Annotated in this window: 13 protein-coding genes; 7 read left to right on the top strand and 6 right to left on the bottom strand. The window is 46.7% G+C overall.

Going from position 1 to position 24,942, the window contains the following annotated elements; translation table 11 throughout:
• Positions 1–3: 3 nt before the first annotated feature.
• The 5 genes from AAHN97_RS13545 to AAHN97_RS13565 all read right to left on the bottom strand — a co-directional run bounded on the left by AAHN97_RS13545 (position 4) and on the right by AAHN97_RS13565 (position 11,138).
• Positions 4–2,850, bottom strand: coding sequence for a glycoside hydrolase family 38 C-terminal domain-containing protein (locus AAHN97_RS13545; protein WP_343308169.1), 2,847 nt, complete (start codon positions 2,848–2,850; stop codon positions 4–6).
• An 11-nt stretch (positions 2,851–2,861) separates the two neighbouring features.
• The gene (locus tag AAHN97_RS13550; protein ID WP_343308170.1) at positions 2,862–3,809 is read right to left on the bottom strand and encodes a LamG domain-containing protein; all 948 of its coding nucleotides are present in this window, start codon (positions 3,807–3,809) and stop codon (positions 2,862–2,864) included.
• Between the two features lie 18 nt (positions 3,810–3,827).
• A complete protein-coding gene (locus tag AAHN97_RS13555) occupies positions 3,828–5,456 on the bottom strand; it encodes a RagB/SusD family nutrient uptake outer membrane protein (RefSeq protein ID WP_343308171.1) in 1,629 nt (542 codons plus the stop codon).
• 10 nt (positions 5,457–5,466) lie between these two features.
• Positions 5,467–8,406: a SusC/RagA family TonB-linked outer membrane protein gene (locus AAHN97_RS13560; RefSeq protein WP_343308172.1), complete on the bottom strand. Its 2,940-nt coding sequence runs from the start codon at positions 8,404–8,406 to the stop codon at positions 5,467–5,469.
• Positions 8,407–8,645: 239 nt separating this feature from the next.
• Positions 8,646–11,138, bottom strand: a complete 2,493-nt coding sequence (locus AAHN97_RS13565; protein ID WP_343308173.1) for a Kelch repeat-containing protein — start codon at positions 11,136–11,138, stop codon at positions 8,646–8,648.
• A 356-nt stretch (positions 11,139–11,494) separates the two neighbouring features.
• Here AAHN97_RS13565 and AAHN97_RS13570 point away from each other — a divergent pair, with 356 nt between their 5' ends.
• The 7 genes from AAHN97_RS13570 (at position 11,495) to AAHN97_RS13600 (ending at position 24,171) form a co-directional block, all read left to right on the top strand.
• Positions 11,495–13,657: a GH92 family glycosyl hydrolase gene (locus AAHN97_RS13570; protein WP_343308174.1), complete on the top strand. Its 2,163-nt coding sequence runs from the start codon at positions 11,495–11,497 to the stop codon at positions 13,655–13,657.
• A 115-nt stretch (positions 13,658–13,772) separates the two neighbouring features.
• On the top strand, positions 13,773–16,913 hold the full coding sequence (locus tag AAHN97_RS13575) for a SusC/RagA family TonB-linked outer membrane protein (protein ID WP_343308175.1): 3,141 nt from the start codon (positions 13,773–13,775) through the stop codon (positions 16,911–16,913).
• A 10-nt stretch (positions 16,914–16,923) separates the two neighbouring features.
• Entirely contained in the window at positions 16,924–18,813 is a 1,890-nt protein-coding gene (locus AAHN97_RS13580; protein WP_343308176.1) for a RagB/SusD family nutrient uptake outer membrane protein, read from the top strand.
• An 18-nt stretch (positions 18,814–18,831) separates the two neighbouring features.
• A complete protein-coding gene (locus AAHN97_RS13585) occupies positions 18,832–19,509 on the top strand; it encodes a DUF3823 domain-containing protein (RefSeq protein WP_343308177.1) in 678 nt (225 codons plus the stop codon).
• A 78-nt stretch (positions 19,510–19,587) separates the two neighbouring features.
• A complete protein-coding gene (locus AAHN97_RS13590; RefSeq protein WP_343308179.1) occupies positions 19,588–20,919 on the top strand; it encodes a glycoside hydrolase family 71/99-like protein in 1,332 nt (443 codons plus the stop codon).
• Between the two features lie 6 nt (positions 20,920–20,925).
• Positions 20,926–22,182 (top strand): glycoside hydrolase family 71/99-like protein, encoded by a 1,257-nt coding sequence (locus AAHN97_RS13595; protein ID WP_343308180.1) that lies wholly within the window; start codon positions 20,926–20,928, stop codon positions 22,180–22,182.
• A 165-nt stretch (positions 22,183–22,347) separates the two neighbouring features.
• Complete coding sequence (locus AAHN97_RS13600) at positions 22,348–24,171, top strand: hypothetical protein (protein ID WP_343308181.1); 1,824 nt, start codon at positions 22,348–22,350, stop codon at positions 24,169–24,171.
• Here the strand turns inward: AAHN97_RS13600 and AAHN97_RS13605 are convergent.
• Complete coding sequence (locus AAHN97_RS13605) at positions 24,168–24,872, bottom strand: hypothetical protein (RefSeq protein ID WP_343308182.1); 705 nt, start codon at positions 24,870–24,872, stop codon at positions 24,168–24,170. The genes AAHN97_RS13600 and AAHN97_RS13605 overlap by 4 nt on opposite strands.
• Positions 24,873–24,942 lie beyond the last annotated feature (70 nt).

Here is a 24,942-nt window from a genome sequence, read left to right on the forward strand (position 1 = left end):
TTCTTATTTAGTTTCTACACGAACCATGATGACACCCTTGCCCGGTAATTCAACACGGTCTTCCAGTTTATTTTTATATTCTTCCAGCATATTGCTTTGCCATACGTTGATCTTGCCTTTAAGGGTAACCACAGCAGGCTGCTCCTGTGTATTTACCAGTTGCACTACCACACCTTTTCCACCTGCTGCAGGTTTAATACTCTCAACGTATACTGCTTTACTGTCAATGGAAAAGAAAAGTGATTCTGTGGCAGGCCCTGCAGCCGGCGTGGCCACTAAAGAACGGTGATTACTGAAGCCCTGCTGATTGGCAGCCGCTACATCATATGCATCATGTACCTGCAATGCATAACGGAACACCGTCACGCCTTCCTGGTCCCTGCGGAAATTGGTATGCCAGAGGTTGTTCATTACCCAGGAATATATAGCCGGGTTTTGCTCCATGTAATTGATCCACTTAGGTGAACGGGTGAGGCCACCCAGTAATCCTGCACTGGTTTGCGTGCCTATCTCAAACAAAGGCGCATCCAGGCTGGACCAGGTAACGCCAAAGTCTTTGTTGGATACATCTACCCAACGTTGCACGGAATACCAGTTCCTGTTGGCATGCTGCAACTGATCTTCTTCAGCTGCTACACTGCCCCATGGAATACTGTAACGCACCTGCGCACCTGGTACTTTAAAAGGAAATGCAAAGTGCACCCCTTCTTTTGCGGGCACCGCTTTTTTATCTAAAGTGTTGATGATCTCTACACGGTCTACCCCAGCCGTTAATCTCACTTCCCTCTTCAGCGAATGAGCACCGGGTGCGTCAGACACAGCTTCAAGACTTACCACTAAAGGACCTTTCTCTTTTATAGTAATCTTTGCCGGCCCTGCGAACTGGATCTTCTCTTTCGCAGCATCAGGCAGATAAGTATATTGATTCAGGCCGCCGGAATCTGCCAGGTTACGCCCTGCTTTTTCCAGGCTGATGATGTGCCCGGTTTTTTCATCCAGCTTTATGGTATAGAATTTATTCTGCAAAGTGGTGGTGCTTACGGAGGCACGTTCTCCCACATAGGCCTTACCGTTATGAATAGTAAAACGCTGTTTTGAAAAAGCGGGGATCTGTTTCACCAGTACCGCCAGTTCTCCTGTACTTAAACGCTGGGAAGGAACTGATCTGCCACCGGCATCTTTCACTAAATCTCCTGCACTGCTTTGTGCTGCAGGGATCAGTACTACATCCGTACGTTGCTGCCCCAATGTATTGTATACATCGACCCCGCTGGCAGCACTGGCATCTGCTGCTGCTTTTGCCAGCAGCTCTTTTGATTGTGCCTGTGCTGTTAAGGCAAAAGCCTGCTTATAACTCCATTGCGCTATGGCTTTAGGATCTTCAGGATGGGATACACTGTTATGTGCGCCCCAGGTATGCTCGTTGAACATAAGCACATTATTCCAGGCCGTATCAAAATCACGTGCAGGAAATGCCTTCTTATTACGTAAAGCCCAGATAGCTTCTGCCTGCAGCAACCTGTCTGAGTTATTGCGGTTGATGCCTGTTTCCCTTGCCGCAGAAGCAATTCCATCCGTCCAGTACTCCGTATAATCTCCTGATACTACAGGTACTTTAGCGCCGTATGCTGCTTCAAAATCATGAAAGAAATCTTTCACGGAAGTGATCACCAGTTGCGGGGAAGCATATCTTTCATTCCATTCCTTCACCGCATCCGGTAATTCCGGATCGATGGGCGCATTATCACTCATGGCCCAGGTAAGGATGGTCATGTTATAAGGGAATAACTTCTGGTCCAGTTCAGCTAAATAATTAAAGAGGAAAGGATTCAGGAAGTTCTCAGAAGGTTTGCCGGTATAAAAGGGCAAGGGATCTTCTACTGTAAAGAAGTTAGGGATCTTGTTGCCTTTCAGGGAATAACCAATAGAGTATGGGGAACTTTGCCAGTAAAGGAGTTTCTGCCCGCCGGGTGATTGCCAGTAGAAAGGCCTGTCACGCCACTTGAAGGAATTACCGATACGGTCTCCTGCATTGGGTGCACCCCAGAAATATTTGATGCCGGTGATATCTGCCTGGCTGGACAAACCCCATGAAGCACCGGGTACATCTCCCTGGAACATGGTATGTATTTCCACGCCATGTTCTTTGGCAGTTTTCACTGCGGTATGGAACATCTGCATCAGCTGGCGGGAATCGGTGATACTGGTATTGATATTGGCATAGGCCCCATCAATATTGATCCATCCCTTCTTCACTGCTTCCCAGAAAGCTTTTTTCTTTGCCTCATCTGCACCTGCCAGGTAATGGTCCACTACCCAGAAAGCCTCTGTATTCCATTTAAAACGCGCGCCTTCAGGGTACTGTTCTGTTTTCTTCGCAATCTTGATGGCTTCATCAATGTTATCCAGGTGGATCTTCATCACCTTTGCCTGTACGTTGGTATAACCAATGTCCACATGTGAGTGCGGCAACAGGTATACTTTCCATTTCTGCGTAGGCGCTACCATGCAGCGTGCGTTGTACTCCCTGCCGGCCGATACTACCTGTACACTCAGTTGCGTTTCCCTGCCCACCGCGTCTCCGGGTAAAGGCAGTTCATATAAGCTGATGCCCTTTTCACTGGCAGGCACCAGTACACTATCCAGCCTGCTGTTAAATTCCATCCGTACCGTTGCTTTTGCATAGCTGTTACCGCCATGAAAAAGCAGGCGTACCATCCTGGCTTCCTTTCCGTTTTTCTTCAGATAAGCAACCGTAGGTTGCAGCTCAATACCGGTGAATGTGTTCTGCGCAGTTACAGCGGTAAAGCCACTGATCCCTGCCAGCAACAACAAACTTTTCTTAGTCATAATCTTCTCTTTTATTCCCAGGTAACGTTCTTACCTGCTGCTGAAAAATTGCCTGTTTTATCTTTCACTGTTAATCCAAGGTTCAGGTCAAATGGCCACAGCGCCACAATGTTTGCTTCCGTCCCTGTCAATACCTTATCCTTATTATCCATTACTTCTGCGGCAGTTAAAGGTACTTTCCAGAAGCGTACATCCTTGATATTTCCATGCATGGCCCGCTGGTCTGCTGAATTGAACTGGAAGTTGCGGGACATCCCCATAAAGAAAGGAGCCGTTTCCGCCGTTTTAGGCGTGACCTCTGTAGCGGAAGTAGCGGTAGCAGCTTCCACCCCGTCTATGTATATCTTAATCGTAGTGCCGTTAAAAGTAAACGAAATATGGTGCCATGTGTTCACTTGTACTGCGTTATTACCTGTACCCACACCAAACCAGGAACCGCCATTCACATAAGCTTCTACTTTCCCGGCTTTGGTATAACGTAGCAGAATACCCGTGGTACCATCATCTGCCGTAATAAAACTGCCCAGGCTGGCAGTTCCATCTGTATTGAGGTCCGCCAGTTTTACTTTACATTCAATGGTGAAGGACTTCACATTCGGTACCAGGTTCTTCAATTGCCCCAGGTCAAAGTAAGCGCCGTTCACAAATTTAGGTACACCGGCCTTTACTTTGTTGTTATTGAAGATATCGATCGCCAGTAACAGTTTCTTTTTAGCATTGGCATAAGCGGTATCCGTGCCGGAGTTCTGGAGGATGAATGTGGCCCAGTCCACCTGCGTTTGCAGGGTAACTTTGGAACCGGGGGCCGTCATGCCCAGTTCCGTTCCTTCCACCGTTTTTGAGATCAGTTCCTTTGTAGTGGCTATGATATTCACCAGGTCGTTCTTAAGGGCGGAAGGAGCATCCTCCTTTTTACAGGCGGTGAACAGTACAAGCAGTATAAATAATATCTTTTTCATGTTAAAAAGTTTTGGATGTTAGAAACCATACCCGGTGTTCTGGCCCAGCGTGGAAGGATCAGGCATACCATCGAATTGCGACTGCGGCACAGGACGCAGCACATGGAATGGCTGGATGTAAGCGCTTGCTTCAGGGTTATAAGCCCTCACTCTTGTGATCAATGTACCGGTGCGTTTCAGATCGAACCAGCGCATCATTTCACCACCCAGTTCACGGGCTCTTTCATCCAGGATAAAATCCACCGTCATTTGTGAGGCATCTACATCCATTTCTGCCTCATGGCCCGGAACGGTAGCACGGTCACGGATCACATTCACATCGTTTGCCGCAAGGCCCTGCTGTGCTTTCATGATATAAGCCTCTGCCCGCATCAGGTAAATATCTGCGAGGCGGATCACGGAATAATCTTCTGCGCTGTTCTCAGTGGACAATGCACCCGGCCTTGTATGATCATCAAATTTTTTAAATCCTATAAATACTTTAGGGTCTTTAGGAATACCATTCACACTATAGAGGTCATTCACATCTTTGGCGGTATAACGGTTCACTGCCCTGGCCCTGTCTGCCGCGGTGAATACATAAGGCACAAAGAACAAGGCTGTATCCACATAAGGCGTTACCTGCAAGGGTAGTTTATTAGTTGGTTTGTTGTAATACCATACTGTCTGGAAACCATCTTTCCAGCGGGCATCCGCATCGCGGTTAAAGAGGCCCAGGTAGAATTTGGAAGCTACCATCTGCACACCGCCGTAACCTGTCCAGATCAGTTCTGTTTGAATACCGGGGAACTGGTCAATGAAAGGAGAAAATGCCTGGAACCAGAAGTTAGCGCCTGCCTGGTTAAAGCTTTTATCCTTACCCCAATTCACCTGCCAAACGAATTCTTTGCTGCGGTCAAGCGCTGCATTCCAGAGATCTTTCCATTTGGGGATGAGCGCATAATTATATTTAGTGATCACATTGGTGCTGTATTCGATCACCTTATCCCAATCCTTATGATATAAATGCACCCTTGCCAGGAAGGCTTCCACCACCGGTTTGGTAATACGGCCTGTTTCTGTGGATGTAAGTGGTACTGTGGTCAGCGCTTCATTCAGGCATTTGAAGATCTCTGTATAGAATTCTTCTTCTGTGCTACGTGCGGCGATCAGCCCTTCATTATAATCAGTGGTTTTAGGCAGGTGTACACCCCCCCAGGTATTCACGATAAAGAAAAGGAAATAGGCTTTTAAGGTTAAGGCCTCTCCCATCTTCTGGTTCTTTTTACTCTCTGAACTCCAGGTGATATTTTTGGCCTGCTCCAGGAAATAATTCGCATTCCATACGCCTTTGTAATAGTGGTTCCACATATTACCGTTCAGTCCGTATTGTGCATCCAGCGTACGGTACTCCGTTAACTGCACATTCCCGTTACCGCCGCCGCGCAGCCAGATGTCCGTTCCGCTTTCCGTCATGTAACCCAGGTTACCACTGCCATAGCCCATCAACCGCAAACGGTCATATAAAGAGTTCAGTAAGGTGAGCGCACCTTCTTCTGTTTTGAACACCTGTGTGGTAGCGCCATAGGATTCTTCGTTCAGGTATTTTTTGCAGGCTGTAAATGGCAACAAAAACAAACATGCATATAATAGTGAGATCTTTTTCATGCTTCCTGTTTTAAAAAGTGAGGTTAAAACCAATGTTATAAACTACCTCTCTGTCAGCCAATCCGCCTTCTGCCGTATAACGCCAGTAACGTAAAGGTTCTGCCGCAGCAACATATACCCGGGCACGTTCTGCAAAGGGAAGCAGTTTAGTGAAGGAGTATCCTAATGTTGCATTACGCAGCCGCACAAAATCATTCTTGTAATAACCGATGGAAGAAATAAAATCAAGGGAACTTCTGCCCGCTAAAGGTTGCGGATATTTGTTGGAAGGATTTTCAGGTGTCCAGTAATCTATCTTCGCGGCATTAAAACGTCCCATGTCATTTGCCCACCTGGTAGTGCTCCAATCGTCCCGCGTTAAAGCACCAATTTCAGAATACACATCCAGCATCAGGTCAAAGTTGCGGTAAGTGAGCGTAGTGGTAAGAGATGATCCCAGCGTGGGACGCTCTGTACCAATGATCTGCCTGTCGCTCCCTGTGATAGTACCATCGCCGTCAATATCTTTTATTTTTATCTCTCCCGGTTTGCGGCCATAGACGGCTGCAATATGTGCTTCATTGGTTTGCCAGATACCGGCGGACACATAATCAAACGTCACACCATTCACCGGGTAACCAATCCACCAGCCATTCTGTATATCCTTTGTTAAACGGGGATCGTAAAGTTCTGTGAGTTCTTCTTTGTTATGATAGAAGTTAAGGCCCAGGCTCCAGCGCAGGTCTTTCTTATCAATCGCCACTGCATTCAGTGTGATCTCCACACCAGTGTTCTGTGACTTACCAATGTTGGCCCATACATTATTGAACCCTGTAGTATAAGGCAGTTTGCGCCTGTTCAGCAGGTCAGATGTTTTAGAGCTATAGAAATCCACACTACCGGTGATGCGGTCTTCGAACAAACCGAAATCAAGGCCAGCATTGAGCATTTTGGTCTTCTCCCATTTCAGTGTTTCCACAGCCAATTGATCAGGTTCCAGAGTAGGATAAGGAATATCCCCGCCTGATCCTCCGAAAATAGTATAACGGGTAAGTACGGCGCCATAGGTAGCATAAGGACTGATGGCATTATTCCCTGTTAAACCATAGCTGGCGCGCAGTTTAAGATTGGATACCGGTTTTACGTTAAAGAAAGGTTCTTCGCTGATGTTCCATGCGGCAGCGATAGAAGGAAAAAAGTCCCAGCGGTTACGCGGTGCCAGTTGAGAGGCACCATCATAACGCATGGTACCGGTAAGAATGTAACGGTCTTTATAAGCATATTGCACACGGCCTACATAAGACAATTGTTGTGAACGTACAAACTCACTGCCCAGCGTTTTATTCTGTGTTAAGGCATCAATGTTATACCATTTGTATTGCGCCAGTGCCTGATCGCTGCCGGAAGCATTGCTGCTGAGGCTTCTGCTCTCCTGCAGTTCAAATACACCAAATGCATCGATCGCATGATCGCCAAATGTTTTCTTATAGTTCAGGATATTGTTCCAGGCATAACGGGAACTTTTGCCATTGCTGATGCTGGCCTGGTTCAATGCTTCCGCAAAAACGGCAGAGCGGTTATCTATATAGGAACCACCATCTGTAAACACCTGGTCCATGGAAAGATTGGTCCTGAAGTTCAAGCCGGGAAGAATGTCGACACTAAAAAAAGCTTTGATAAAAGCCTGGTAGGCGCTCGACTGAGAATCCCATGCATCCCTGTTTTCATCCAGGAATGGGTTCTTCAGCAATGAATCGCCGATAGGGAAAGCAATCAGCTCTCCGTTCTCATCATATAATTCAACGGTAGGTATAAAGCGGAATAAGCGGTATCCGAAGCTCCCGGGTTCGTTCTGCTGCTTTTCATAAGAAAGGCGGCTGGATAAACCGATGCGGATGTTCTTACGGATCTGCAGATCATGATCAGTGGAAAGAATGAAACGGTCGTATTTGGCCATGTTCTTTCCACGCGCTTTATTGTTCAGGTAGTTAAAAGAGATCTTCTGTGAACCCCTGTCGCTACCCGAAGTAAAGGTGACTGTATTGTTCGTCTGGAAGCCCAGTTTATCGTAATAGTCTTTGGCGAAATTATTATCTACCTGCCCCAGTTTATCCAGTTCCACTGTGGAGAATATTTTGGAATCGTCTGCGGTGGAATTCCAGATCCCTGCGGCCCTGTTAGCATCCCGTTTGAACTGGATGTATTCTGCCGCATTCATATTGCGGAGATTGCCCCAGTAGTATTTGCCTACGCCGGTATAGGAATCCACAGAGATGCGGCTCTTTCCTTTGATCCCTTTTTTAGTAGTGATCACAATGATGCCGTTAGCACCTCTTGATCCGTACAGGGCAGCAGAAGAAGCATCTTTCAGAACGTCCAGGGAGGCAATGTCGTTTTGATCAATGGTATTGAGGGAACCATAATAAGGCATACCATCTACGATCAGTAAGGGAGTGTTGCTGGCTGCTACAGAACGGTTACCGCGGATGCGGATGCTGCCGGCATCGGAACCGGTGGCCCTTACGCCAGCGAGGCCAACAAGACTGGACACTACGTTATTGCTTTGCATGCGGGTGAGTTGTTCAGGGCCCATGGAAGCAACGGCACCGGTGAGGTCTTTCCTGCGTACCGTGGTATAACCGATCACTACCAGTTCTCCCAGTTTTTGCGGATCTGCCTGCAGAGAGATGTTGATCACCTTTCTGCCGCCTACGGCAAACTCCTGTGTTAAATAACCAATACTGCTGGCTACGATAGTGTCTGTTGCTGCGTTTAATGATAAGGTGAATCCTCCGTTGGGATCGGAAACCGTACCCGTGTTCCTGTTCTTGACCCTGATGGCTACACCCGGGATCTGTGTTTGATTGACGGCGTCTGTAACCACGCCCTTCACTACATCCTGCGCATACCCCTGCAGGGCAAGCAGCAAACATAACATGCAGAGCATTGGTCTGAGTGAAGCACTTTTCATAAGTGTCTAGTTTTGGTTTGTTGATAAAATGAATTCGTCCGTGGATACTGTAGATATGTACATACAATAGGATGACCCTAAACTCACTGATTAATAGTAAGTTAAGTTGACATAATTCGTCTCTCCGCTAAGAGGGCATTGTTACTATGTACAAACATATATACAATGTTCAAACAAAGCAAATTATTTTTTGCCCCGCTGGGGTAAAGAAGGGCTGTAATGAAGGAGGGATGGCTATGTTAAGCCTCTAAAGTAATTTCTGTGAAACTGCGGCCGAATTCCTGGCCATAACTTTCTTTGTATTCTTTGGTGAATTTGAGGTAGGCATCCTTGGCCATTTTATGCCTTCCGGAGATGATGAGGCAACGACATTTATATCCCAGGGCTTCCTCGTTGAGATTATCAAAATGCAGGATGGCATTCGTGACCTTTACAATGAACTCCGCTTCCGCCTGCAGGTCTGTAACGGCAATGTATTGCAACAGCAGGTCTGTGACCTGTCCGGAGATATTGGCCTTGATATCGTCCAGCCATTCATAATGCACTGTTTTCAGGATAGAGCCGCGGTGTACGATCTGCAGGAGTTCATTCACAGCAGGTTTCTGCAGGGCCGGCTTATGCGCCATCCATTCTACATAATGCTGGTAATCTATTTTCATGGAATCCTGCAGGATCTCGAATTTCCACTTACCGGACTCGCGCCCGATGTGGCAGTCGCCTATCTTTTCCAGGATGGCCTTTAATTTTACAATGTTTACGGAATAGTTGTTCCGTGCATCCTTTGCGGACTTATCACTCCACAGGGCTTCATACAATTCTTCTGAAGAGATGCCCTTTCCATCTTTATAAGTATAGATCAATAACAGCAGGAACAATTCCTTTAATAAAGGCGTGAACTGTTTCGTGATATCGTTGCCACTCCTATCAAATACTTCAAACTGCCCGAAGAGATAAATAGTAGAACGTTCAGGTATTGCTTCCGGCGCTTCTTCATCCGGCAGCAATGTTGCACGTTCTGCGGGTACAGGTACTTTCTTTTTGCGGACAAAATTATAAGCCAGCAGCAGCATCAGCAGGCCACCTACTATATACATCCAGAATCCAAAACCTTGTTTGCCTGCGGGTGCCCGTTCCGGTACTACAGGGTTAGGCGGGAAATCCAGCGTATAGATCTTCAGGCTGGTTACATCATCTCTCTCATGATAGAGCGTTACCGTTACCAGCTTTTTGCTGGCAGGGCAGTAATACAGGTCTGCATAAGAACGGATATCATAATAAGCATAAGGAATGGTATCTCCCATCAACTGATAGGAAGGCGTTTCCAATGATCCTCTGATGAGCTGCAATTTGGAATTGAACCGGTCTGTAGGATAGATGAGGGTATAATAATCGCGGCTGCCCGGATCAATGATCAGGCTGTTGGCAAAACAGAACTGGCTGGCAGGTTCCGGTAAATGATAGATCTGTGAAAAGGTGCTGTTCCGCACGCTGTACGCCATCAGGTCGTAATTATACTTTGGGTTGATGGCCTGATCGCCTGTGTTGCTGCCATATCCACCCAATATGTAAGCAGTGTCTGTGGCTGCATTGGTACCTAAAGCAGCAAGGTAACGGGGCATAAAAGCATCGCCCTTTACAGCCATTGAATCCCATTGCCGGGTAGGGATATGGTAACGCTGTACTTTATTTTTGTATTGCAACTGGCCATATCCGCCTATTATATAGATAGCTGTATCCACAGTAGAATAGAACTTGTTTGCCTGCCACCATTCTGTGAGCTCTCCCGGTGCAAAGTTCACATCCCAGGTACGGCTGGCCGTATCGTAAGTGCTTACCTTCTGCTGGTCTATATAAAAGTTATATAACTGTTTATTAAAAACGGATTGATTGCCCGCAGGTAATACCTCCCGCCCTTTAGCCAGTTGCACACCGGTAAAACGGAGATCCTTCAAACTGAAACGGTAAAGGGAGTCTTTACCTACGATGTACAGTACTTCCTGCTGTTTGTCGAAAGCCACACTAGGCGATCCGTTGATGGTAGCGGTTTTAACCGTCATCCAGTTCTGGTGCCTTGGTTTTATCCAGGCCGGGTTCCTGATCAGTGCCGTTCTTTTCCCTGCACTATCTCCTGCCTCTGTGCCGCTCACCTCAGATAAAGGGAAGTAGTGTTTCACCTTACCATCTTCCTGGATGCGGATATCTTTAATATTCATCGGTGGCGTGTCCAGCGTTTGATAACCTTCATAATTATTGGTGCCGAAAAAGATCTGGCAGCAGGGGCTTTTATAAAGGTTCACCTTGCCTTTGCAGATGAATTTGTCGTTCACATAAAAGGAGGCTTCCTGCTGCGGTTCATCAAAACGTATGCTGAACCTGCTCCAGCCGCCATATAACAGAAGGGTGTCTATGGTGACGTTGCCGGCTAATGTTTCTCCTATGATGAAATTGAAAGTGGCCAGCCTTTGATTATATACTACATCAATATTCTGACGGTTCCCCGTGATCACCCGCATGATGTAACCGAAATAGGTTTCCATATTCGGTTTGAACTTCAGGTCGAACGAAATTTCGGTGCCATTATGTAAACAGATCTCTTCGGCTGGCGTAAGGTGAAGGGAGGTTCTTTTTTCCGGTACTACTTCATGGCTGGAAAACCCCAAACCATGCGATTGGCTAAAACCGGCATGGCAGACGAGGAGGATAGCGCTTAAACAACGAATTATTTTCCACATGGGAGACCAAAAAGCTTCTTTGCATACAAAATACTCATTTTTCTCGGTCGGTAAGCGACGATTCCTGATCATACGGCCAATCTTCATTGAATTCTATAACGGGAAGGTTTCAAGATAAAGATATTTTCAGTTTTTCTGCATTGGGGTAGCAATTACACTTAAATAAAAGCATTAATTAATGCACTAATTTCCATGGTAGCAGAAAAAAACACCTTCTTCAACTCCCTGAATTCCAATAATATTTAACCTTTTTTAAAATTAATTTCCCTATTAGTTCATTCATTAACCCTTTTGTTAGTGCAATGCCGGTTTCTTGCATACAGATTCCACTTATTAAATGAAATGATTACCAGGTTATGAAGAAAACTGTATTACTGGTGCTGGTATCCTGCCATTTATTCCTGGCAGGGCTTGCACAACAACCACTGGATTATGTAGATCCAACTATTGGCAATGTAGGTCAGTTACTGGAACCTACCCGCCCTACCATTCAACTGCCTAACCAGGTGATCCGGATGGCGCCTCAACGAAAAGACTATCTTGATGATCAGATTGCCAGCTTCCCGCTTACGATCGTTTCACATCGTTTAGGCCAGGTGTTTGCTTTAAGGCCGGTAGCCCAACCGGGTAAAATGACCTATGATCATGACCTGGAAGTACTGAAGCCCTGGTATTACAGCACTTACCTGGTAGATGATGATATTACGGTGGAGTTCACCCCGGCGAAGAAAGCGGGCATTTTTAAGTTTACAGGCACCAATACACTACTCCTGGATGTATATAACAATGGCCAGGCATCTTATGCCTTTCCTTCCGCCACGGAAATAACCGGGCTGGAAACTTACCACGGAGATATTAAGGTGTATATGTATGGTGTGTTCAATACAGCAGCAACACATACGGTACAGGGAAAGAAAGCCACCATCACCTTCCCTCCTTCCACAAAGAACATTGAGTTCAGGTATGCCATCAGTTATGTGAGTGAGGCGCAGGCTAAAAAGAACTTCGAAGAATTAAAGAACAGGTCTTTCCAGCAGGTGGTGGACGATGGAAAGAAAGCATGGAACAGCGTGATCTCCCAGATTAAAGTGGAAGGGGGTACCGAAGCCCAGAAACGTTCTTTTTATACCGCGCTCTACAGATGTTATGAAAGGATGGTAGACATTTCTGAAGATGGCAGTTACTACAGTGGCTATGATAAACAAGTCCATAAAGAGAGCCGCCCCTTCTATGTGGATGACTGGTCATGGGATACCTATCTCGCCCATCATCCATTGCGGAACATCCTGAACCCCACGCAGGAAGCGGATATGCTGCAATCTTATGTTCGCATGTACGAGCAAAGCGGCTGGATGCCCACCTTCCCGGTATTGTTTGGGGACCATGCCTGTATGAACGGGTTCCACTCTTCTGTAGTGTTCCTGGATGCTTACCGGAAAGGGATCAAGAACTTCGATGTGGCCAAAGCTTATGAAGGCATGCGCAGGAATGCAACGGATGCCACCATGCTGCCATGGGCCAACGGCCCCAAAACAGCATTGGATGATCATTACCACGCAAAAGGTTATTTCCCTTCTTTAAAACCCGGTGAAAAAGAGACCATTCCACAGGTGCATTCCTTTGAAAAGCGGCAGGCTGTAGCGGTTACATTAGGTAATAGTTATGACGACTGGGCACTTGCGCAATTCGCTGCAGACCTCGGCAAAAAAGAAGACGCAAAGTTGTTTGCACCAAGGGGACAGAATTACAAAACACTCTGGCATCCGCAAAAGCAATTGTTCATGCCGAAAGATATCCAGGGCAACTGGATCAATATCGACCCCAAGTTTGATGGTGGTATGGGTGGAAGGGAATTCTATGATGAGAATAACGGTTATACTTATAAGTGGCAGGTGCAGCAGGATATCCCCGGCCTGATCAGTTTAATGGGAGGAAAAAAAGGTTTTGAAACCCAGCTGGACCAGCTCTACCGGGAGGACCTCGGCCGTTCCAAGTATACTTTCCAGGCAACGTTCCCGGATGCTACCGGTTTAATTGGCCAGTTCTCCATGGGTAATGAACCGAGTTTCCATATTCCGTATCTCTATAACTTCACAGATGCTCCCTGGAAAACACAGAAACGTACCCGCTTCCTTTTAGATGTATGGTTTAAGGATAACATCTTTGGTATCCCCGGCGATGAAGATGGTGGAGGTATGACGGCATTTGTGGTGTTCACTGCCATGGGCTTCTACCCTATTACCCCCGGCCTGCCTGTGTATACTATCGGCAGCCCTGTATTCAGCAAAGTAAGTATTGATCTGCCCGGTGGCAAACAATTCCGCATCACGGCAAATGGTTCATCCGTTGTTAATAAATATATACAAAGCGCTAAGATAGATGGTAAGGAACTGAACACGCCTTTCTTCACCCATGAACAACTGGTGAATGGCGGTCATCTTGAACTGGAGATGGGACCCAAACCTAACAAGCAGTGGGGTACTGCCACGTACACCCCGCAATCGCTTTCCATCAAATAATTATTAATCCATCATAATTCCGACTTATGCCCTTTTTCTATTTTCTACCGCCATAGGATGCGTAAATGCAACCAGAAACAGTGAAATAACCATAATTCAACCAAATACTAACGTTATGAAAAAAATCTATTACCTATTGATGCTGCTTAGCATTTTTCCGCTCTGTGCGCTGGCACAACAGAAAACCATCAGTGGGAAAGTAACAGATGCCAAAGACGGTAGCGCCTTACCAGGTGTAAGTGTTTTCACCACAGATGCTGCCGGCAAAAGAACAGGGGTTACCACTAATGTACGGGGAGAATATTCCCTCAATGTTCCCGCCGCAGCTACCGAAATATTATTTGTTTACATGGGTATGAACACTGTCACTGAACAGATCAATGGCAGAAGCACCATCAATGTTGCCTTAAGTGCATCAGATGCACAACTGGAACAAGTAGTGGTGGTAGGTTATGGTACCCGCAGAAAAGAAACCCTTACAGGTGCGGTAAGTAATATATCTGCCAAGGAGATCCAGACCACCACCAATATCAGTTTAGCACAAAAATTACAGGGAAAGGTAGCCGGTTTGCAGATCCGCCAGTTAGGTGGTGAGCCCGGTACTTTTGACAATATGATCAATCTCCGTGGTTTTGGAACACCGCTCTTTGTAATTGACGGGATTGCCCGTGATGGTGCAGGTGAATTCCAGCGGCTGAACCCGGATGATATTGAGAGCGTTTCTTTCCTGAAAGATGCCTCGGCTGCCATTTATGGTTTACGTGCTGCCAACGGGGTAGTGATCGTTACCACCAAAAAAGGATCTGTAGGTAAACCGCGTTTTGATTATACCGGTGTAGTAGGTATGATGAAACCAACAGATGTACCGCTGATGTCCAGCGCCAGCCAGTGGATGCAGATGCGGAACGAAGCAGCCATCTTTGCAGGCGGCTCACCCTTCCTCACCAAAGATGAATTACAGAAATGGATAGATGGGGTACCGGGTTATGAAAGTACTGACTGGTATGATGTGACGATGAAAAAACATGCCCTGCAGCAACAGCATAATCTTTCTGCCTCTGGCGGAACAGAAAAAACGCAGTACTTCATGAGCCTTGCCTATGCAGAAGAAGGCGGTTTATTGAAAAGTAACGACATGGGCTATAAAAGGTTCAACCTGCGTTCCAATATCACCACTGAGCTGCATAAAAACCTGAAAGCGGAATTATTCCTTGCAGGCAGGTATGATAAAAGAGAGGTACCCGGCGAAAACTTCTTCAACATATTTAAAGGTACACGGGTAACACTGCCAACGGAAAAACCCTATGCCAACAACAACCCGGATTATCCTGCAGTAGTAACACCTTCCAATCAGAACCCGCTGATATTGTCCAACCGCGATATTACCGGTTACAACGAAAGCGTAACAAGGAATGTGCAATCTACCCTGGTATTAACATATACGGTACCTTTTGTACAAGGCCTCAGCCTGCGTGCTTCCGGTGCATATGATATGACCAGTTATCAAAACAAGGATGTATCCAAGCCCTATAAGCTGTATACCTATGTGGGCAATCAGTATATACCACAACCACAAAGGGTAGGTACCGCGAGTATCTCCAACGACTTTGGTAACTATAACCAGCTCAACCTGCAGGGCCAGATCAATTATATCAGAACATTCGGGAAAGCCCATAATGTTACCGGTCTGCTTGTAGTAGAACAAATGCAGAACTGGAGCAGGACTGGCTGGCTGAAACGTTACTATGAATTTTTTACCAGCGATCAGATCCCTGCCGGTAGTTCTTTAGGTGCCGAGAATAACGGAGGAGAAGGCCAAAGCGCCAACCTTTCTTATATCGGCCGTTTCAGTTATGACTACAACAGGAAATACCTGATAGACTTTGCCTTTCGCCAGGATGGATCTTTCCGTTACCATCCCAGCAAAAGATGGAGTTTCTTCCCGGTGGTTACCGGTGGATGGAGACTGTCCGAAGAACCTTTCATAAAAGAAAAGGTGCCGTTGATCTCTAACCTGAAACTGAGAGCTTCTTACGGTCTTGTAGGTAGTGATCAGGGTAATCCATTCCAGTACATCGCAGGTTTCTCTACTTCAGGTGGTGGCAGGTATGAATTTGAGAATGGTGCCTTAACGAATGGTGCTGCTGCTCCTGCTATTGTGAACGATCAATTGCAATGGAACACTTCCAAAGTAACAGATATTGGTATAGACCTCGGATTGTTCCGCGGCAAACTGAATATTGAATTTGATATATACCGCAGGGACCGTGAGGGCCTGCTGGCATACAGGAATGTGTCTCTCCCCAATACCTTTGGTGGTACCTTACCACAGGAGAACCTCAACTCAGACCGTGTACAGGGTCTTGAATTTACCATCAACCACAATAACAGGATCAACGATTTCCAATATAACATCTCTGCCAACTTCAACTATTCCCGTACCATGAACATGTACCAGGAACGAGGTGCTTATGGCAATAGTTACAGAAAATGGAGAACAGGCAGTGACTACCGTTACAACGATATCGTGTGGGGTTTCACTTACCTGGGCCAGTTCCAGAACCAGGATGAGATCAACAGCGCACCGCTGCAAAATGGTGATCAGGCTAACATCCGCGAACTGCCTGGTGATTTCAAATACCAGGATACCAATAACGATGGTTTGATCAATGATAATGATCTGCTGCCTTTATGGATGGGTGCAAATGGTACCAACGATAACCAGAATCCTTCCGGCAAAAATCCCAAGATCAACTATGGTCTTTCCCTGAACGGCTCCTGGAAAGGAATTGATGTGAATATCCTGTTCCAGGGCGCCGCCATGTACACCGTTCGTTTCAGTGAGGTATATGCAGAGATCATGGCCTTCAGAGGTAATACTCCTGCTTACTTCTTTGACAGGTGGCATAAAGCAGACCCTTATGATCCAAACAGTGCATGGGTACCGGGCAAATGGCCGGCATCCAGGTTTAATGGCGATGTGGGCAGCATGTACCGCGAAAGTTCCGTATGGCGGAAAGATGCTTCTTACCTGCGTTTAAAAAGTGTTGAACTGGGTTATACCATCAGCCCTAAAATATACAGGGCATCCGGTATCCAAAGGATCCGCGTATTCGCGAATGGTTTCAACCTCTTTACCTGGGCAGATTCTTTCGTAAAAGCATTTGATCCTGAAAGACTGGAAGGATTGTTCAATGCAGGGTTCAACTACCCGCTCACCAAGAACTATAACGTTGGTGTAAACCTTAACTTCTAAAGCCATGGTCATGAAAATCTATAAATTGAAAATGTTATTGATCGTTACAGGCATGATGCTCTTCAGCTGTAACAGTGTGCTGGAACTTCAGCCTACAGACAAGATCAGGGCAGAAGACCTCTTCGGCGATCCACAGGGTGTTAAGCTCTATATGGCTAACCTCTATTACCAACTGCCTATTGAAGACTTTGCATATTTCAGGGCAGGCTTCAACCAGAACGGCGGCGACCCCAATAACGGCGGCTGGGCTGCTGCCATGGCAGCGGATGAGGCGATGCACTCAGAGTTCGGCGACTTTATCGGAGACGGGGATTATCATTACTGGGAGCCGGGTTATAAACTGATCCGTGATGTGAACCTGCTGATAGATGCCATCCCTACCCTGGATATCCTCGCACCTGAAAAAGCAGTGCTCACCGGTGAAGCAAATTTCATTAAAGCATTTGCTTACTTCGGGCTTGCCAAGAGATATGGTGGTGTTTCCCTGATCAAGGCCACACAGAAGTATACAGGTAATGTAGAAGATCTTAAAGTGCCCCGCAGCACTGAAAAAGAAACATGGGATTATGTACTGGAGCTTTGTGATGTGGCTATTGCCAACCTTGGTGCGGAAAGAGGCAGGCGTGCATCCAAATGGGCTGCCTATGCTTTAAAATCACGTGCTGCTTTACATGCTGCTTCCCTGGCTAAATTCGGCAGCAGGGCACCTATGTCCGGCACCGCGGTTACGCAGAAACTGGTAGGGCTGGATGCTGCTGATGCTGCAGGTTATTATGCTGCCTGTATCGCTGCTTCCCAGGCTGTCATGACTTCCGGCGTACATTCCCTTTACATGCCTAACCCGCTTAACGTTGACGCAGCTGCTGAGAATTACCGCGCATTATTCCAGGACCCTAACGTGGCAAAAGATAATGAAGCCATCCTCATCAAAGGATATACCTTACCGGGTAACAACCAGGGGCATAACTATGATATCTGGTACCAGCCTGCACAGGCTGCCAACGGATGGCCTCACCCTGGCAGAATGAACCCAACGCTGGATCTCGTGGATGCTTATGAAGCTTATGCCAACCCGGGCCAGGAAGCGCCTATCGTTACCACGGCAGAAGGAAATGTAACAGATTATAACGGCTTCAATCCGGCATTGAATTACATCCGTTATGATTCTCCCAACGATATCTTTAAAGGAAAAGATGCACGCCTCTGGGCTACCACCATTCTTCCAGGTACAATCTGGAAAAATATACCCATCATCATACAGGCAGGTTATGTGAAACCGGATGGTACAACGGCTATCCGCATCAAAGACCAGATAGATGTTGGCGGTACTACTTATTATACTTATGGTGCAGCCAGCACTACACAGTATTCCGGTTTTGATACTTATGGCGGTAATAATACGCGTACCGGTTTCGGGTTCAAAAAGTTCATGAACCAGAACAATCCTATTGTTCCGGGCTGGAACCAGAGCACTTCAGACTGGGTTGAATTCAGGTATGCAGAAGTACTGCTGAACTTTGCAGAAGCGGTAGTGGAAAGCGGTACCGGCGATGCGGCCGCTGCTGCCAAAGCGATCAACGATATCCGCAAACGTGCAGGGCACACGGTAGATATTCCTTTAACCGCAGCCAATGTACAAAGGGAAAGAAGAGTGGAACTGGCTTTTGAGAACAAACGTTTCTGGGACCTGATCCGCAGGAGAGAATTCCATACCACTTTCAACAACCGGTATATGCATACGCTGCTGCCGTTGAGAGACCTGAGGACCTCACCTGCCAAGTACATCTTTGTACGGGTGAACACACCCAACTCCAACACCAGGACCTTTGAACCAAAGGCGTACTACCGTTACATTCCAGGCATCGGGGCCAATGGTCTTGTTCAAAACCCGCAGTACTAATCTTCAAAACAGCTTATCATGAAAAAGTTAAGTTCTATCATACTGATCGCAGCACTGGCCTTTGCTTCCTGTGAGAAAGATAATTACAATGGGCCCGATGCAGGATTGTCCGGCAACTTCATCGATGCTACCACAAAAGCACTCGTGGAACAGGATATCATCCGTGGTACGGAAATAGAGATCCTGGAAAAAGGATATACGGAAGCGCAATACCTCATTGTTAAAAATGACGGTACTTATGCTAACACCCTGTTGTTCTCCAATACCTACACCGTTAGGCCGGTGAGAGGTAACTTCATTCCCATTGAAGCACAGGAAGTGAATATACAGGGGCAGACCAAACTGGATTTTACCGTAACACCTTTCATCCGCGTGAACAATGTGAGCATTGTTAAAACCGGCACCAAGGTAGTGGCTACTTTCAAACTGCAGCAGAACGTGATCAACAATGTACAGAAGATAGGCCTCTATGCACACCAGGATTCCCGCGTGGGAGAACCCATGCGCCAGGTGGCCAGTGAGCGTGATATCAATGCAGTAGTGGATGCCAATACGGTATATACATTAGAGATAGACCTCGCTGCCAACAGCACGATCCTTAAACCCGGCAAGCCTTTTTATTTCAGGGTAGGTGCTAAGATAGATATGGGTGAAACCAAGTTTAACTATGCTCCCGCTGTTAAAATAGACTTGTAAAAATATGGGGGGCTGAACACGGCAACTCGTTTCTCACTGTTCTGGTTCGTTGTGTCAGTCCCCATTTAAATTTTTAACATGAGAAAATACGCACTAATATTGGCAGCTGTTTTTTTAACCCTCAGCTGCTCTAAAAAAACATCCAGCGGACCGCCGCCCAATCCGCCGGGGCCACCAGACCCTCCTGTTCAGGAAGTAGTATATGATGAAACGGGCTGCCTTTTCAAATCCTATAATGGATTAGTAATGGCAGGGTACCAGGGCTGGTTTGCGGCGGAAGGTGATGCATCTGAAAGAGGCTGGTACCATTTCCAGAACGGCAGCTGCGGCGGTTTTAAACCAGGTTGCTCTACCATTGATTTCTGGCCTGATATGACGGAGTATACAAAAACTTACCCCTCTCCTTTCAAGTTTGCCAATGGAAATACTGCACCGCTGTACAGCCCCTACGATGAAGAAAGTATAGACCTGCATTTCAAATGGATGCAGCAGTATGGACTGGATGGTGTTTTTATGCAACGTTTTGTAGTAGAGATCAAGAACAGCAATGTTAAAGGCAAAAGGCATTTCAATAAAGTGCTGGAAAATGCATTGAAAGCAGCAAAGAAATACTCCCGTGCCATTTGCGTGATGTACGACCTCAGTGGCTGCACTGCAGAGGATGTAGCTTACCTGGAGCAGGACTGGAATGAATTGCAAACCTTGTTCAAACTGTTTGACAATGTGGCCAATCCCACCTACCTGCGCCATAACAAAAGACCAATGGTTACTATCTGGGGTGTAGGCTTCAATGATAACCGGAAGTACACGATTGCGGATGTAGACAGGTTGGTGGATAAGATAAAAGGACCTACCAAAAAAACATCTGTAATGTTAGGTGTGCCTTACTTCTGGAGAACTTTAAAAAATGATACAGAGAACTCCACCCTGCTGCACACGCTCATTAAAAAAACAGATGTGATTATGCCCTGGGCAGTGGGCCGTTACAGCAATGATAACTATGCCAATGTAGCCGGCGGCGAACTGGCAGGTGATATTCAATGGTGTACTACCAATCAAGTGGATTATGTACCATTGGTATTTCCCGGTTTCAGCTGGGGCAATCTGAGGAACGATCCTTCCCTCTATAATTCCATTCCGCGCCTGAAAGGAGATTTTCTCTGGAAGCAGGTGGCAGGCGCAAAACTGTCCGGCGCAAAATCATTGTACGTGGCCATGTTTGATGAAATAGATGAAGGCACCGCCATTTACAAATGTGCGCGGGAAGGAGAACTTCCTTTGCATGCAGATAAACGTTTCATTGGCATTGATGCAGACCTTCCTTCAGACCATTACCTCTGGCTCACAGGCCAGGCCACCAGGTGGTTCCATGGAGAAAGCGGCTATACTAACACCAGACCTGTAAGATAAAAAGATATGAGACTACTATTCACCACGTTGCTGATACTGGCGAACACCTTGCTCTTTTCGCAACTGAAACACAGTAAGCAAACCAGCTACCCTACTTATAAAGGACTTGTAATGGCAGGTTACCAGGGATGGTTCCGTGCAGAAGGAGACGGCTCCAATGCAAGGCGGTTCGCTTACGGGAATGAAGACCGCAGCGGCATAGACATGTGGCCGGATGTGACGGAGTATGAAAAAACGTATAACACTCCCTGGAAATTAAAGAACGGAGAACCGGCAAAGTTCTTCAGTTCTTACGATAAAAGTTCCGTAGACCTTCATTTTAAATGGATGCAGGAATATGGTGTTGATGGCGTGTTTATGCAAAGGTTCTTCAACAATGCCAAAAACCGGGATTCCATTTCCGGTGTTATTATGAAGAATGCCTTTGCCGCCGCCACCAGGTACAAAAGGGCCATTGCCGTGATGTATGATCTTTCCGGCCTGAGAGGTTCCGGAGAAGATTGTTCTGCCCTGATAGAGGACTGGAAATATATGGTGGACCAGTTGAAGGTCACCAACTCGCCTGTCTATCTGCACCATAACGGCAAACCGCTGGTGACCATATGGGGCGTTGGCTTTCCTGACCGCCCGTATAACATCCGCAATATTGGACTGGAAAAACTGATGGACTTTCTGCAGAATGACCCGGTGTATGGAGGATGTTCTATTATGCTGGGTGTACCCACTGCCTGGCGTACGCTGAATGCAGATTGCATCAATGATCCTTACCTGCATCAGCTGATCCGGCAGTGTGATATTGTATTACCCTGGATGGTACAACGTTATTCTCCTTTATTACATAACGATATGGACCGTTACCGCGATAACCTGATAGATGACCTGGCCTGGTGCAGGGCGAATAAAGTAGATTATGTGCCATGTATCTATCCCGGTTTCAGCTGGCATAACCTGAGCCGTTATGAGTTCCCTGACGATGTGAAGCCCGTAGGCTCTATACCCCGCCAGGGTGGCCGCTTTTACTGGCAGCAGGTAGCTACCTCTTTAACTGCGGGAGCTTCCATGCTGTATGTGGCTATGTTTGATGAAGTGAATGAAGCTACGGCTATCTTTAAAGGCAGTAATAACCCGCCGGTGAGTACAAAAACCTCCTTTATTGATATGGATGGCATGCCTTCTGATCATTATCTCTGGCTAACAGGGGAAGCGGCTAAAATGCTGCGGAATGAAAAACCCCTGACCCTGAAGATGCCGGTCAGAAAGTAAAATGGGGGCTACCCACATAAACAAAAAACAGCTCCATAAGGATATGACGTAAACCAACTCCATATCTATAAAAAGTACCCGAATATCAAAGGGGGATGTATCAAAGCTTTGATACATCCCCCTTTTTTATACATTTACAGGAATTCCACGAAAACTTTTCATTACATGTCAACATCCAGAAGAGACTTTCTCAAACTGAGTGCGTTGGGCAGCACAAGCTTACTCCTGCCCCATTTACCTGCATTCGCCCTGCCCGCAGATAACGAATTACTCACCTTAAGTGATCAGCTGGTACGCCAATGGGCTGCCCAATTACTGGCCTTACAGGAAAGCAACGGCGGCATTCAATGCCCGGCCTGTAACACCATCCATGGCAGATGCGGGGATGCTATCTATCCCCTGCTCTACATGACAGATAAAACAGGAAACAAAAAATACCTTGATGCTGTACACCACCTGTACGACTGGATGGAAGAGCATGTAAGCACGCCTGACGGCGCCTGGATCAACGAAGCGAAAGTGAATTTCTGGAAAGGCATTACTGTATTTACTTCTGTTACATTAGCTGAATCCCTTATTCACTTCGGGCACCTGCTTGATAAAAATACCATCGAAAAATGGAAGGCCCGTTTGCTGAAAGCAGGCGAATATGTTTACAAAACCTTCAGTATCAACTTCGGCAATATCAATTACCCTGTTTCTGCCAGTTATGCTTTGTGCCTGCTGGGCAGATACCTGGACCAGCCGCATTTTACAGAAAAAGGCAAAACACTGGCGCATGAAGCCCTGGCCTCCTTTACACCGAAAGACAACTTTCTGTTCGGAGAAGGAAAGCCGGTACCCACAAAGAGTGTGAAAGGATGTTATGCAGTAGACCTTGGGTACAATGTGGAGGAGTCGCTTCCCGCTATGGTATTATATGCGAAGCTGATGAATGATACGGAGGTAATGGACAAAGCGATACAATCCATGAAAGTGCATATGGAGTTCATGCTGCCGGATGGCGCATGGGATAATAGCTGGGGAACCCGGAATTTCAAATGGACCTGGTGGGGCAGCAGGACCAGTGACGGCTGCCAGCCTGCATTTGGGCTAATGGCAGACAGGGACCCGGCTTTTTATACAGTGGCGCTAAGAAATACCCGGCTGCTGGCACAGTGCACCCATAACAACCTGCTTCACGGAGGGCCACATTATGTACAGCATGGTGTATTGCCCTGCGTGAACCATTCCATAGCACATAGTAAAGCATTGGTAACCCTGCTGATGCATGCCAAAGAAGTAAAAGCTTCTACGGCCAGATTACCAAGAGAAAGCGCTTATGGTGTAAAAGCATTTCCGGATATCTATACCTGGCTGATCGCGAAAGATAAGTGGCGCGGTACGGTTACGGGATATGACCAGGAGTATGTAATGAAGGGCGGGCACGCCAGTGGCGGAGCTTTATCCCTGCTGTGGCATGAAAATGCGGGGATTATCCTGGTGGCCAGTATGAACAGGTACCAATTGCAGGAAGCCATTAATATGCAGCCGGATAAAGATCCCAACAGCATGTGCCTTACGCCCAGGTTTGAAACAGGCAACTTCCGCAATGTGAATGACCTTAAGGCTATGGTGACAGCAACACAAACAAATGAGCGTATTACGGTACAAACCCATTCATCCCTGGTGGACGAAAACCAGTCGCCGGCAGCGGATGCCGGCTGTGAAACCAGGTATACCTTTAGTAAGGATGCCGTACTGATCCATGCCAGCACCATAAATAAAGAGGCATCCTATTTCCTGCCGCTGGTGAGTACCCATGACGAAAAGGTCAGCATCCTGTCTGACAAAAAGATAGCGATCCGTAAAAAAGGAGGATTAGTTGAGATCGAAGCGAATGCCCCGATGAAGGTGTTAGAGCGGGTCTTTAATTTTGTGCCGGGAATGGAAGCACTTCCTATACAGTTCAGGGCAAGGGATATTCAAATCAAAATTTCCGTATCCTAAGCTACATCGTAAGGTATCCTCACCAGCATTTCTATCTGGCCTTCTCCTGCTGCACTAATATCAAAACTGCCTTCGTGGAGTTCGGCCACGTAGGAGATCAGGCCACAGATCCGCTGGTCCAGGAAGGCCTGCAGGTTACCCGGCTCAAATATTTTGATGGAAGAGGAAAAGGACTGATCGCCTGCATTGGCGGTATAGGTACAGGTGATCACAATGTGATCTGCTTCAAAACTGCATACCAGGGAAGGTATTGTTTTATCGAGGGAATTCCTGCGCATGCGGAACAAGAGGTTCAGTACCAGTTGTTTCATCAGAAATTCATCCACGTAAGCTACCTCTCTGGTATTGTGCACCTCAAATTTGACCCAGGATGCAAATAAAGGGGCATACCTGTCGTCCCGGATAAGGTTCCTGAGCAGGTGTGCCACATTGGTGGGCAGCCTTTTAGCGGTGATGGTTTTGTTTAAGATGTGCTGAATGATGCGGACATTCTGCATCAGAAATTCCAGTTCGATGACCTGTAATTTAATAGATCCTGTCTGCCGGCTGATCTTATCGCCGGCAACAGCTCTTTCCCCATATAGCTCTATTAATTCAACGCTGGATAAAATGCTTGAAAGAATGGACCTTATTTCATGGAAAACATCTTCTATCAATCCCTTGGTATCAGGAAAACTATTGGCTCCTGTGGAGGCTTTCATTATGCAACCCTTGGTTTATGTATTCAGTTTTTTAAATGCTGCCCTTCCCCTGGCAGGTTAACGTGCTTAT

The sequence above is a fragment of the Chitinophaga niabensis genome, from assembly GCF_039545795.1.
GTDB lineage: Bacteria > Bacteroidota > Bacteroidia > Chitinophagales > Chitinophagaceae > Chitinophaga > Chitinophaga niabensis_B.

Bases quoted from the DNA above. Each gene is read 5' to 3' on its own strand.
- AAHN97_RS13560 (WP_343308172.1), bottom strand. From the start codon at position 8,406: ATGAAAAGTGCTTCACTCAGACCAATGCTCTGCATGTTATGTTTGCTG.
- AAHN97_RS13590 (WP_343308179.1), top strand. From the start codon at position 19,588: ATGAGAAAATACGCACTAATATTGGCAGCTGTTTTTTTAACCCTCAGC.
- AAHN97_RS13570 (WP_343308174.1), top strand. From the start codon at position 11,495: ATGAAGAAAACTGTATTACTGGTGCTGGTATCCTGCCATTTATTCCTG.
- AAHN97_RS13550 (WP_343308170.1), bottom strand. From the start codon at position 3,809: ATGAAAAAGATATTATTTATACTGCTTGTACTGTTCACCGCCTGTAAA.
- AAHN97_RS13545 (WP_343308169.1), bottom strand. From the start codon at position 2,850: ATGACTAAGAAAAGTTTGTTGTTGCTGGCAGGGATCAGTGGCTTTACC.
- AAHN97_RS13605 (WP_343308182.1), bottom strand. From the start codon at position 24,872: ATGAAAGCCTCCACAGGAGCCAATAGTTTTCCTGATACCAAGGGATTG.
- AAHN97_RS13595 (WP_343308180.1), top strand. From the start codon at position 20,926: ATGAGACTACTATTCACCACGTTGCTGATACTGGCGAACACCTTGCTC.
- AAHN97_RS13555 (WP_343308171.1), bottom strand. From the start codon at position 5,456: ATGAAAAAGATCTCACTATTATATGCATGTTTGTTTTTGTTGCCATTT.
- AAHN97_RS13600 (WP_343308181.1), top strand. From the start codon at position 22,348: ATGTCAACATCCAGAAGAGACTTTCTCAAACTGAGTGCGTTGGGCAGC.
- AAHN97_RS13580 (WP_343308176.1), top strand. From the start codon at position 16,924: ATGAAAATCTATAAATTGAAAATGTTATTGATCGTTACAGGCATGATG.
- AAHN97_RS13575 (WP_343308175.1), top strand. From the start codon at position 13,773: ATGAAAAAAATCTATTACCTATTGATGCTGCTTAGCATTTTTCCGCTC.
- AAHN97_RS13585 (WP_343308177.1), top strand. From the start codon at position 18,832: ATGAAAAAGTTAAGTTCTATCATACTGATCGCAGCACTGGCCTTTGCT.
- AAHN97_RS13565 (WP_343308173.1), bottom strand. From the start codon at position 11,138: ATGTGGAAAATAATTCGTTGTTTAAGCGCTATCCTCCTCGTCTGCCAT.